General features: G+C 52.5%; 11 protein-coding genes. 7 read left to right on the forward strand and 4 right to left on the reverse strand.

Annotation, left to right across the window (positions count from 1 at the left end; genetic code table 11):
• The first annotated feature begins 4 nt into the window (after positions 1 to 4).
• Positions 5 to 367 (forward strand): 50S ribosomal protein L17, encoded by a 363-nt coding sequence (rplQ, locus tag JJL52_RS00660; RefSeq protein ID WP_005373916.1) that lies wholly within the window; start codon positions 5 to 7, stop codon positions 365 to 367.
• Between the two features lie 102 nt (positions 368 to 469).
• Here the strand turns inward: rplQ and fdxA are convergent, their stop codons facing one another.
• The 3 genes from fdxA to JJL52_RS00675 all read right to left on the reverse strand — a co-directional run bounded on the left by fdxA (position 470) and on the right by JJL52_RS00675 (position 2,272).
• A complete protein-coding gene (fdxA, locus tag JJL52_RS00665) occupies positions 470 to 793 on the reverse strand; it encodes a ferredoxin FdxA (RefSeq protein WP_202050458.1) in 324 nt (107 codons plus the stop codon).
• Between the two features lie 163 nt (positions 794 to 956).
• A complete protein-coding gene (locus JJL52_RS00670; RefSeq protein ID WP_202050459.1) occupies positions 957 to 1,640 on the reverse strand; it encodes a tetratricopeptide repeat protein in 684 nt (227 codons plus the stop codon).
• Between the two features lie 152 nt (positions 1,641 to 1,792).
• Positions 1,793 to 2,272, reverse strand: a complete 480-nt coding sequence (locus tag JJL52_RS00675) for a CYTH domain-containing protein (RefSeq protein WP_202050460.1) — start codon at positions 2,270 to 2,272, stop codon at positions 1,793 to 1,795.
• A gap of 235 nt (positions 2,273 to 2,507) precedes the next feature.
• Between JJL52_RS00675 and sodB the strand changes: the two genes are divergently transcribed.
• The 3 genes from sodB (at position 2,508) to JJL52_RS00690 (ending at position 5,559) form a co-directional block, all read left to right on the forward strand.
• Entirely contained in the window at positions 2,508 to 3,089 is a 582-nt protein-coding gene (gene sodB, locus JJL52_RS00680; protein WP_202050461.1) for a superoxide dismutase [Fe], read from the forward strand.
• Between the two features lie 232 nt (positions 3,090 to 3,321).
• Complete coding sequence (locus JJL52_RS00685) at positions 3,322 to 3,993, forward strand: Bax inhibitor-1/YccA family protein (RefSeq protein ID WP_202050462.1); 672 nt, start codon at positions 3,322 to 3,324, stop codon at positions 3,991 to 3,993.
• Between the two features lie 216 nt (positions 3,994 to 4,209).
• A complete protein-coding gene (locus JJL52_RS00690) occupies positions 4,210 to 5,559 on the forward strand; it encodes a YhjD/YihY/BrkB family envelope integrity protein (RefSeq protein ID WP_202050463.1) in 1,350 nt (449 codons plus the stop codon).
• Here the strand turns inward: JJL52_RS00690 and JJL52_RS00695 are convergent.
• Positions 5,556 to 6,611 carry a chemotaxis protein CheB gene (locus JJL52_RS00695; RefSeq protein WP_202050464.1) on the reverse strand — a complete coding sequence of 352 codons (1,056 nt, stop codon included), beginning with the start codon at positions 6,609 to 6,611 and terminating at the stop codon, positions 5,556 to 5,558. The genes JJL52_RS00690 and JJL52_RS00695 overlap by 4 nt on opposite strands.
• A gap of 544 nt (positions 6,612 to 7,155) precedes the next feature.
• Between JJL52_RS00695 and JJL52_RS00700 the strand changes: the two genes are divergently transcribed.
• From JJL52_RS00700 to JJL52_RS00710, 3 genes are all read left to right on the forward strand, one after another.
• Entirely contained in the window at positions 7,156 to 7,662 is a 507-nt protein-coding gene (locus tag JJL52_RS00700; protein ID WP_202050465.1) for a PRC-barrel domain-containing protein, read from the forward strand.
• 407 nt (positions 7,663 to 8,069) lie between these two features.
• Positions 8,070 to 10,013, forward strand: a complete 1,944-nt coding sequence (gene treZ / locus JJL52_RS00705; RefSeq protein ID WP_202050466.1) for a malto-oligosyltrehalose trehalohydrolase — start codon at positions 8,070 to 8,072, stop codon at positions 10,011 to 10,013.
• A complete protein-coding gene (locus JJL52_RS00710) occupies positions 10,010 to 12,076 on the forward strand; it encodes an amylo-alpha-1,6-glucosidase (RefSeq protein WP_202050467.1) in 2,067 nt (688 codons plus the stop codon). The genes treZ and JJL52_RS00710 overlap by 4 nt, the downstream gene beginning before the upstream one ends.
• Positions 12,077 to 12,153 lie beyond the last annotated feature (77 nt).

The following is a 12,153-nucleotide window of genomic DNA, read 5'->3' on the forward strand; positions in this document are numbered from 1 at the left end:
TAAAATGCGACACAGAAAATCCGGAAAAAAATTCAGTATCACCAGTAGTCATCGTAAGGCACTGTATAGCAGCCTTACATGCGCATTGATCAACCATGAGCTTATCAAGACCACCTTGCCAAAAGCGAAGGAGTTGAGAAGATACGCCGAGCCTTTGATCACTCTTTCCAAAGAGGACAGTGTAGCCAAGCGCCGTATGGCTTTCGCCAAATTGCGCGACCGCGATGTCGTCACTAAATTGTTCAATGAGTTAGGTCCCCGTTATCAGGGTAGACCAGGCGGTTATTTGCGTATCATGAAATGCGGATTCCGTTCCGGCGACGATGCACCGATGGCGTACGTCGAACTGGTCGATAGACCGCAATAAGTCAGATTCGAGAAGATAAAAAAGCCGGGCAAGTCCCGGCTTTTTTTTGACATGAAATTCGAGCCGTTGCCGGTTCGAATCTCAGATAAGCAACAGATCGAATTATTTTTCCAAATACTGTTTCTTATCTTCTTTGCCGTTCCACTCGTCGGCATCCGGCAGCGCGGCTTTAACTTCGGTAATGCTGGGCCATTCTTTGGATAGCGTTGCGTTCAACGCGATAAATTCTTGCTGATCCTCTGGAACTTCATCTTCAGAAAAAATCGCATTCGCCGGACATTCGGGCTCGCAGAGTGTGCAGTCGATACACTCATCGGGATCGATCACCAAAAAATTGGGACCTTCGTGAAAACAATCGACGGGGCACACGTCCACGCAGTCGGTAAATTTACATTTGATACAGTTTTCAGTGACTACAAAAGCCATAATTATTTCCGAGAAAGTTGTCGAATTATCGTCGTTAAAGGTGGGCTATCATAACAGAAACCGGGTTTTGATTGAATACCCCATCGGTATAGTGTAGTTATGAATCAAGCAGATGCATTAACCGAAGAGGTAGCCGGGACAGCGGCGTTAACTTTGAAGCGTATTAATAGCGGATGGAAGATGTGTTGCTGAACGAGGCGACGATCTTCTTGCCGGTTTCCGCTTCCCGGAGCCTGTCGAGCGATTTTTGAGCTTCCGTTTTCAGCTGGCTATCTGCAAAAACCTGTTCCGGGCGTGCCGGCGCATTGGCCGCATGTTCGAAATATTTTTTGGCTTCTTCCGGCCGATCCTGCGTTAATAGAAAATCGCCGTAATAATAATTGCTGTCGATACCGTTCGGATTAATTTTGAGCCCGGTTTCGAGCAGTTTTTTGGCTTTGTCGCTGTCGCCGAATGCGATAGGCCACTTCGGCACCATGTAATACAGGGTGCCGAGAGTGACATAGGCGGAGCCGTCCATCGTGTTCGGATTGATGTTAATTGCTTCCTGCAGCAGTTCCTTAGCTTCGTTGACTAACGACAGTGCGGAGAGGGCGCCTTGGGTATCGGCCGAGGTGGCTTTGATGACGGCCTCCCAAAAAATCGGCTCGGCTGCTTTCGGGTGTTGTTTTTTGAGCAGCGTCGTTTTCTCCAGGAGTTGCCGATAGGCGCTGCCTTGTCTGGCCTTGGGGGTCTTATAGTAGATAGAGGCCCACTCGCTTTCGATCGATTGTAATGTACTGCCGAGAGTATCCGCAACACACTGGCTCGATAGTAGTAATAATGCAACAAAAGTAGTTTTTTTCATACAGCGAACTATAGAGGAATCTTCGCCGCAATTCAACGCTTTTCTAAAAATTTCTCTATGCCGGACGTTCCCGATTTCTTGCGGCGATAGAGAAATATTTTATTTATAACAAAGAGTTGTTGAAGAATAATGTGCCGAACAATACCGGCGGTTTATGACTTGTTACCCCATTCGGAATAAGGATGTAAAGCGAGGTTATTGTTGTAATATCGCAAATCCTCAGTGACTTCGGCACCTAGCCAGGCGGGTCTGTCAAAAGCCTGGCCGATTTCGTCAAGTTCGATTTCCGCCACGATCAGGCCCAGGTTCACGCCCTCGAATTCATCGATCTCCCAAAGGTCGTTGCCATACCGGACATAATGCCGGGTTTTTTCAATTAACGGTTTTTTGCATAAATGGGTCATAATTTCCTCCGCGTCGGCAACCGGAATCTCGTATTCATATTCAAGCCGGTGAGTGCCTACCGTGGCGCTCTTGATGTTCAACCAAGCCCGACGTTCGCAAATTCTGACCCGAATCGAACTGGTCGGCTGTGAGCTTAGATAACCTTGCCTGAATATTTCGGAGCGCTCGACCGCTTGCCGCCAGTTCTCATTCGCGAGTAAAAATTTATGTTCGACTTCTAATGCCATGACCTTATAGGAGAAAACGGTTGGGGGAGAGGTATTGTAAAACAACCGCACCGAGGCCTTTAAATAATCTTGGGGAACGGATGGCGCTTTGAAAAGGTCGGAATAAACGGAAACAGACGTTTACCACTTGGACTTTGCTTGAAACGCAAGCAATGTTAAAGTATTAGTTGACTAAATACGTGGGAATTCCGGATATTTAGTTTTCTTATGTTCAACTGATTAAGGATTTTATCAAATGGCTTTCGAACTTCCTGCTCTGCCTTATGCTAAAAACAACTTGGCGCCCCACATTTCCGAAGAAACTCTCGAGTATCACTACGGGAAGCATCATCAAGCTTATGTTACAAATTTGAATAATTTGATTCCCGGCACCGAATTCGAAGGATTGTCTCTGGAAGAGATTATTTTGAAATCTTCAGGCGGGATCTTCAATAACGCCGCTCAGGTTTGGAACCATACTTTCTATTGGAACTGCCTGTCGCCCAACGGTGGCGGGGAGCCGACCGGAGCGTTGGCCGATGCGATTAATGCGACATTCGGTTCATTCGCAAAATTCAAGGAAGAATTCACCAAATGCGCAGTTACAACTTTCGGTTCGGGCTGGGCATGGCTGGTCAAGAATAACGACGGTACTCTGGCCCTAGTTAGCACCAGCAATGCGGGATGCCCGCTCACGTCGGGCCAAAAGCCGCTGTTGACCTGCGATGTATGGGAGCATGCCTATTACATCGACTACCGCAATGCCCGTCCCACCTATGTGGAAGCCTTCTGGAAATTGGTGAACTGGGATTTTGCGGCAGCGAACTTCGCGGCCTGATTTTCCAAAATCGAAGCCTTCTGCGCCTCTGCGTGGAAGGTTTTTTATGTCGAGAGCTGCGCTGCTTATCGAAGGAACCGAATCCGGGCAGTGATATGATCGATTATCTTTTGGCCGGCTGATAAGTGAAAACCGGTTCTTTTATTGCAGCCCGCTTTATTTGCGCATTGAAACTCTTGTAAGATTAACGGGTCTCTTTGGTTGAGATGCATTTTCATGAGGATTATTTTCGATGAGTACCCCTAATACTATAATTATCCGCTCTGAATCCCAGGTATTGGCGACCAATAAAATGTTGCGCAATACCTATATGCTGCTGTCGATGACGCTGTTGTTCAGCGCTATGACCACCGGCCTCTCGATGATGTTGAATCTGCCGCATCCGGGCGTCGTAGTGACGCTGGTCGCCTATTTCGGCTTGCTGTTCCTGACCACCAAGCTGCGCAACAGCGCCTGGGGGCTGCTTTCGATTTTTGCGTTGACCGGCTTCATGGGGTTGACCTTGGGGCCGATCATTAATCTGTACCTGCATGCGTTTACCAATGGAAATCAATTGGTGATGATGGCGCTGGGCGGCACCGGTGCGATTTTCCTGGGGTTATCGGCTTATGCGCTGACTTCCCGCAAGGATTTCAGCTTCATGCGCGGATTTTTGCTGGTCGGTGTGCTGGTGGCCTTTTTGGCCGGTTTGGGCGCGATCTTTTTCACGATCCCTGCGCTGTCGCTCGCCGTCTCCGCGATGTTCATCGTGCTGATGTCGGGAATGATTTTGTTTCAGACCAGCACAATCGTGCATGGCGGCGAGACGAACTACATCATGGCGACCGTGTCGCTGTATGTGTCGATCTATAACCTGTTCTTGAGCTTGCTGCAATTGCTCGGCGTATTCGGCGGCGACGAATAATCCCTGCCGTTCTTATCATTGCGGGGATAGCGCCGAACACCAAGCGGTTCGGCCGCGGTTCCCGCTTCTACAATCCGCCTGTTGTGCTCTGTTGCATACAGGCGGTAAGTCATAAAACCCGCAACAGCGCGAGATTGACTTTTATCGCGGCAGGAGGCCGCTGCACTTCTGCTCGATGTGCTGCTTTTTCGGATTGCCGATAAGGAAAATTTGCTGATGCCGAACCTTAACGCGATCAAACACTATTTGACGACCGCTATTTGGCAGGAAAACGGGCCCGTGCGCTCTAAACGGATCACGTTACTGCGCGGCCTGCTGATCCTGTTCCGCGAAGCATCCGACCCCGATTTAAAATACCGCGCAATGGGACTGGTTTACACGACGCTATTGTCGCTAGCGCCGTTGCTGGCGGTCAGTTTCTCGGTTCTTAAGGCGTTCGGTGTGCATAATCAGTTGATGCCGCTGTTGTTGGGGGTACTTGAGCCCTTCGGCGAAAAAGGCGCAGAGCTTGCCGACCAAGTCATCGGCTATGTCGAAAACATCAGTATCGGCGTACTGGGGACGGCGGGTTTGGTATTCTTGCTGTACACGGTCGTTTCGCTGCTGAGCATCATTGAGGAATGCTTCAACCGCATCTGGCGAGTCGAGGCGTCAAGAAATTGGATTCACCGCAGCAGCGACTATATGAGCGTGCTGCTGGTCGGACCAGTCCTGACCGTTTCCGCGCTGGGCATGATGGCGTCGATGGGCAATAATGCCCTGGTGCAGAAAATGATTGCGCTGGAGCCTTTCGGCACCGCATATTATCTCGCCGGGTTGATTTTGCCTTATCTACTGATCATTGCGGCGCTGACCTTTCTGTACATCTTCATGCCGAATACCCGGGTCAACTTCGGTTCCGCTTTGGTCGGCGGTATCGCGGCAGGGCTGACCTGGAAAATAGGCGGCTGGCTATTCGGCATCTTTGTCGAAAAATCGACGAGCTACAATGCGATCTATTCGAGCTTTGCGATCATTCTGCTGTCGATGATCTGGCTTTATGTCAGTTGGCTGATCGTGCTGTTAGGCGGCGTCGTCTCATTCTTATACCAATATCCGCGCTATCTTCTGCATAAAAACAAAAGACCGTACCTGAGCCACCGCCAGCAGGAATATTTCGGCTTTCTGGTCCTGTACTTGATCGGCAAGGCGTACCGTGAAGGCGGTCCTCCATGGACATTGCACGCATTGGCGGATGAAATCGACCAGCCCTGGGAATCGGTCCGCCAGGTTTTACAGTGCCTCAACAAAGCCGGGTTTGTGATTGCGATCCAGTCCGAACCGAACGCCTATCTTCCCTCACGGGACCTCGAAACAATCAGCTTGAAAGAAGTCTATATTCGGCTGCGTGCCTTGGACGGGCAGGAGCAGGCGGCTTTCCGTCCGGAAAACGAAGAGGCCGTGGGAGCTTTGGCGAATCGCATCGAAGTGGCGGCGATGGCTGTTTTAGAAGGACAAAGTTTAAGCGATCTGATTCAACCGCCGGCGCGAAAAACCCAAGACGGACCGGAAGCAGAGGAACGTTAAGATTCGGAGCGTTTGGCATAGAAGTCCTGACCGAACATTCCATAATCGAGCACCACGTCTCGAATATGATCAAAGTGTGCCTTCGTATTCCAGATCAGTTCCGCGCAGTGTTGCTCGGTTGCTTTATCGTTACTCGAACGTGCCTCCCTTTCCATCTCCTGCAGCAGCAGAATGCGCTCATCGGCGGCCCGCAGCGAAGACCACAGCGTCATTTCAACCTCCTCGTTGATCGCCGCCAGCAAGGTGCGCAACGTATAAGCATGGCCCGTATGGCAGCGATAGCGCGTGATCAGACCCTCCTGCATTTTAATCAGTACCCCTTGGCACTCGGGGCAGGTATTGGGCGATATTTTACCTAACTGCATAATACCCTCCTGCAAAGCATTTCCTCCTAATGCGATGCGGGTTTCAATCCGCAGGGTCTCGGCAGGGCCTGCGCTTCTGGCCGGAGTGAGCGGTTCGTTCGTCAGCTTCATTAATAGGTCGGGCATCTCGGCAACCGGAAGGATGTAATCGGCAGACACGTGCCGGATCACGCTTTCCGGCATCGAAGCGAATTGCGCTTCCCGAGGCGACTGGACAATTACCATGCCGCCGCGATCCTTAATCGCCCACGCACCGGCAGTGCCGTCATCGAGCATCCCGCTGAGCACGATCCCGATCACGCGCGTCCCGAATGTATATGCCGCCGAGCGGAACAATACATCGATCGCAGGCCGTACCCGGTTTTCCTTCGGTGCGTGCGTGACTCGGAGATGATCGTCCTCCAGCAGCAGATGGCGATCTGCCGGAGCCACATAGACATGTCCCGGGATCACCGGTTCCCGGTCGACGGCGAGATTCACAGGGAGCGCTGCGGTGCGCGCAAGAATGCCCGGCAGCAGGTTCGGAGAATGCGCCGCTACATGAAGGGTGACAAAAATTGAGGCGGAAAACATGGGGGGCAGCCCGGCGATGAGATGCTGCAAAACAGGAATACCTCCTGCAGAAGCGCCTACAACCACGATATTCCGATAAATCACATTCCCTTCTCCTGTGAAAGCGCCGGGCATCTGTCGGCTATGTGGTCGGGATGCGCGATGAAGTTGGCATTCGGCTTCGGCTCATCGGTTCTGTGCATCTGCAGCTATTTAAATAAGGCGTCGTATCATCAGAGTTGACTCGCTGGACGGCAAAGGCAAATAAAAAAGGAGAGCCCTCTTTATGAACCCATCGTCTATGCCGATTCCCAATGAACCGTTAAGCGGGGCGGGATTTTATTATGGCTTTTCTTTAATAAGATAAGGTATGAATTTGCCCCCCAATAATTAATTTAACAATATTCGATAAAGACATGGAGATCTGTACGCCAGCGAACCAAGGGAAATATTGTTTTATCCGCAGAGCATGAAGTGCAGCTAAGTCAGGCGGTAGAGCAGCGGGTTCGAAGAAACCGGGGAGAAACGAAAGAGCCTGCCGATACGCGAGTATGTTTATTACCGAACAGACACTATTGAATATTTCAATTAATTTCGGATTTATGAAACGTTATTACGTATTCAGTCCCTCTCGAAATTTAAGTCGAGATAACTAACACCTAATCAAGGGAGTAAAGACATGAAATCATTGATTCCTATTGTAACGGTAGCTGTTTTCGGTGTTGCGCTCGTAGGCAATTCTTATGCCGGAAGCGTTAAAGAGAAAAGAGAAGAAGTGAGAGAAGAACGGCAAGATGTCAGGGAAAAACAAAGAGAGTTACAGGAAGCGGCCAATGAAGAAATGCAGGAAGTCAGCCGAGCCAGCAAGATTATCGGCACCGATGTGAAAAATACCAAAGGAGAGGACTTGGGCGACATCAAGGATCTTGTGCTCGATCCTACAAGCGGACGTCTCGCCTATGTCGTCGTTTCCTACGGCGGTATTATGGGAATGGGCGACAAACTGTTCGCGATTCCGTGGAATGCCGTACGCTGGTCTACCGATAAGGATTATTTCATGCTGAATATGGATAAGGACGCCTTGAAAAATGCCCCCGGATTCGATGAGGATCATTGGCCTGTGAGCGCAGCGCAATGGCAGCAGCAACGCGGCGATCTGAACCGTTTCTATCGCCTTAATCCTTAAGGCGTTGCAAGAGAGGGCGGACCCTGAGGCCGGTTTGTGGACTTGCAGACATGCCCTTTCGTTTTTTCAGTCATGAGGCCGGCCGGATGGCCGGCCCGAAAAGCCAGGGAACGGCAGAAGAACAAGACCGGCCGGTATCAGCCGCTTTTTGTTTTTCTTAACAAGGGAAAATCGGCGGCGCCGATCGGTGCGTCCAGGCAGTCAAATTATCCCTTAGCCTACATTAATTTCCCCGGATCGATCTTGAGGGTCGGGTTAGCGCAAGGCGCGCTTTATGAGTTCCGGAATCTCACCCGTCTGCCCGGGAAGAGCGCTTCGGTTTCCGCATGCCGCAAATCGAAACGTCATTCCGAAAAACTCGAAATTAGCCTTGATTGATGTTTAACGGCTCGGTTGGATCAATCAATATGAACAAAAAGACAAATAACAGATCGATCGATAGCCGGCGCTTTCCGGTCAGTGCAGAGAGAATATCGGAAAAAGGCACCCATTTTCGGGTATGGGCGCCTGAAAGAAAATCGGTAAAACTGGTGATGAATCCGCGGGGAGAAGAGATCGATTCTTCTCAATGGCCGGTCGAAGTTGAATTGCAAAAGGAGGAAAACGGCTATTTTTCGGTTATTGTCCAAGAGCCGTGCGTAGGGGGCCTGTACCGTTACCTGCTGGATGACGATCCGCAGCCGTATCCGGATCCTGCTTCACGTTTTCAGCCGCAGGGCCCGCACGGACCTTCGCAGGTGATCGATGCGTTGACGTTCGAATGGACGGACGCCGCCTGGCCGGGCGTCGAAGCGCACAGCCAGGTGATTTACGAGATGCATATCGGCACATTCACGCATGAAGGCACCTGGGTTGCCGCCGCGAAAGAGCTGCCCGAACTGGCCCGATTGGGCGTAACCGTGTTGGAGATCATGCCGGTGGCCGATTTTCCGGGGCGATTCGGCTGGGGGTATGATGGCGTCAATTTGTTTGCGCCGACGCGGCTTTACGGTACACCGGACGAATTCCGGTTTTTCGTGAACGAGGCGCATGCGGTCGGGCTCGGCGTGATTCTGGACGTGGTATTCAATCATTTGGGGCCGGACGGCAATTATCTGGGAAAGTTTTCGAACGATTATTTTTCTGCGCGTTATCAGTGCGACTGGGGCGATGCGCTGAATTTCGACGGGTCCAACTCCGCCCCGGTGCGCGAGTATGTGCTCGCCAATGCGGCCTACTGGATCAAGGAGTTTCACCTCGACGGCCTGCGTCTCGACGCCACCCAGCAGATTTTTGACAGTTCCCCGGTCAATATTATTGCCGCGATTGTGAAAACGGTGCGTAGCGCAGGGGCGCCGCGCAAAACTTTCGTAATCGGCGAAAACGAACCGCAGGACGCCAAGCTGTTCTTAACTCCCGAGCAGGGCGGTTTCGGCATCGATGCCTTATGGAACGACGATTTCCACCATGCCGCAATGGTCGCGATGACCGGGCGTGCCGACGCCTACTACAGCGATTACCGAGGACTGGCGCAGGAATTCGTTTCCACCTTGAAACGAGGCTTTTTATATCAGGGCCAATGGTACTCCTGGCAGCATAAAAACCGCGGCACGCCTGTACTGGACATGCCGCCGGTCAAATTCGTGAACTTCATCCAGAATCACGATCAATTGGCCAATTCCGGCAGCGGCAAACGGATTCACCTGTTGACCAGTCCCAACCGTTACCGGGCTTTGACCGCCCTGTTTTTACTGGCGCCGCAGACGCCGATGTTATTTCAGGGCCAGGAATTCGCCGCTACCAGCCCTTTCTTCTATTTTGCCGACCATAAAGAAGACATTGCCTATTTGGTGGCGCGCGGACGCTCCGAATTTCTGGCCCAGTTCCGTTCCCTGGCGACGCCCGAAATGCAGGCGCGGCTGCCCGATCCCCGCGACCCGGTTACGTTTACCCATTCCAAGTTGAACCTGAATGACCGCTATCAGCATAAGGAAGAATATGCCTTGCACAGCGATCTGCTGCGCCTGCGCCGGGAGGATCCGGTATTTCAGGTCTGCCAGCAAAGCCAGCGTATCGATGGGGCGGTACTGAGTCTGGATGCTTGGGTAATCCGTTTTTTCGGGGGCAAGCCGGGGGACGACCGCCTGCTGTTAGTCAATCTGAGCCGGGACCTTCATCTCGTTCCTGCCCCGGAACCGCTGCTGGCCCCGCCGCCGGGGTGCGTTTGGGATGCCATGTGGTCCAGCGAGGATCCCCGGTACGGCGGTTTGGGCATGCCGCCCTGGCCCGCAGAAGACAATTGGTATCTGCAGGGCGAGTCCGCCGTTGTGCTGCATCCAGTCTCTCAACCACCAAAGGATACCAAATCATGATCAGCGATGTTGTTATTCGAACGAACTGGACCGGGGTGCCTGCCGAACAGGAAGCCCTGCTGACGCATGAATGGATTGTCACCAACGGCCTGGGCAGTTATGCATCCGGAACGATTTCCGGAGTTCCTACGCGCCGTTACCACAGTCTGTTGACGGCGGCGATTCCGGATCCTCACGGCCGCTACGTGATGCTTAATCAATTGAGTGAACTGGTGCGGTTGCCTGACGGTACCACGCAGAAAATCGGCGGCATCGAATTGACGAGCGGAGCCCTGGATCTTTATGGCATGTCCACGCTGCGCGAATTCCGCCTGGATGCCGGGATGCCGGTATGGCGATACGAACTGAAGGATCATGTGATCGAAAAATGGATTTTAATGCCGCATATGAGCAATACCGTGCATATCGGTTACCGCCTGGTTTCAGGGCCGGGACCGGTACGGCTTAAGCTGCGCATCGCCGTGCATTTTCGCCGCCATGACACGTCCTTGAACGAAGGGCCTCCCCTGGAGTTCTATGACCTTAAAGCCTCCGCCGGGCATATTGAAGTTCACGGCGCCTCCATTCCGCCCTTATGTCTTTATATTGAAGACGGCAGTCCGGCGTTCACGATTGAGCCCAAACGCTTCAGCGACATTCTTTATCGGATCGAAGAACAAAGAGGCTATGAGGCCCACGGCAACCTGTGGAGTCCCGGCTATTTCCGGGCCGATCTTGGTCCCGGCAAGACGGTGACGCTGATCGCTTCTACCGAGAACTGGGAAAGCATGTTGGCGCTGTCTCCCGCCCAGGCGCTGCAGGCCGAACTGGAACGGCGTACGACCTTGCTGAGAACCGCGCGTCCGGGGTTCGATAAAGGCTTGATCAAACAATTGTTGCTGGCCTCGGATCAGTTTGTGGTCGCGCCGGCCGATCGGGTCAGCGAAACCGCGCGGATGCGTGCCACCGGCGGAGATGTGCGCACCATCATTGCCGGTTATCATTGGTTCACCGACTGGGGACGCGACACGATGATTAGCCTGGAAGGACTGACGCTGGTGACCGGCAGGCAGATCGAGGCAGGGCTCATTTTGCGCACGTTCGCCTATCACCTGCGCGACGGGCTGATTCCTAACCTGTTTCCCGAGGGGGAAGATGAAGGGGTGTATTACACCGCCGATGCGACACTGTGGTATTTTCATGCGGTGGAACGCTATGTCTCGATTACCGGAGACCGGGGCTTGCTCAGAGACCTGCTGCATAAGCTGCTGGACATTGTCGAACATCATATCAAAGGCACACGCTTCGGCATCCATTGCGACCCGAAAGACGGCCTGCTGATTCAGGGAGATTCCCGCTACGCTTTGACCTGGATGGATGCCAAATTGCCCGATTGGATCGTAACCCCCCGCCGCGGCAAAGCGGTCGAGATCAATGCGCTGTGGTACAACGCACTGCGCCTGCTGGAAAAATGGCTGCAGGAAGAGAATATCCACGCGCCGCTGAGTCAGATTTCGCAACTGGCGGATCTTGCCCGGCGAAGTTTCAATCAACGCTTTTGGAATCCCGAAACAGGGCACTTGTACGACATCGTCGACGGTGAAGACGGTCAAGACGATCCCGCTTGCCGCCCCAATCAGTTATTCGCCTTCTCGCTTTCCAATCCGGTGCTGGATCCTAAATACTGGCAGCCGGTTTTTCAAGTCGTCAAAGATAAACTGCTAACGCCTGTGGGGCTCCGCACTTTATCGCGGGATCATCCTGACTATAAAGCGACCTATCACGGCGATTTACGCACCCGCGATGCCGCTTATCACCAGGGTACAGTTTGGCCCTGGCTGATCGGTCCGTACGTAGATACCTGGTTGCGCATTTATCCTGACCAGCGTAAAGAAGTGCGCGACTTTCTGAATGAGCTGTTGGAAAAGCATCTGCATGAAGCCTGCATCGGTTCGATCAGCGAAGTTTTCGATGCCGAAAGCCCGTTTTCGCCGCGCGGTTGCATCGCTCAGGCATGGAGCGTCGCAGAGATTCTTAGAGTCTGGGGCAAAGTGTCCGAAGAGGGACAGAAAGCGGCTCAATAAAAATTTTTCGCCCTGAAAACCGCTTTTTCCTTTAATTCATCGATTTCCGTTTTTCCCGGGTTCATTCCCTGGAAGGC

Source organism: Candidatus Methylomicrobium oryzae, from assembly GCF_016745425.1.
GTDB lineage: Bacteria > Pseudomonadota > Gammaproteobacteria > Methylococcales > Methylomonadaceae > Methylomicrobium > Methylomicrobium oryzae.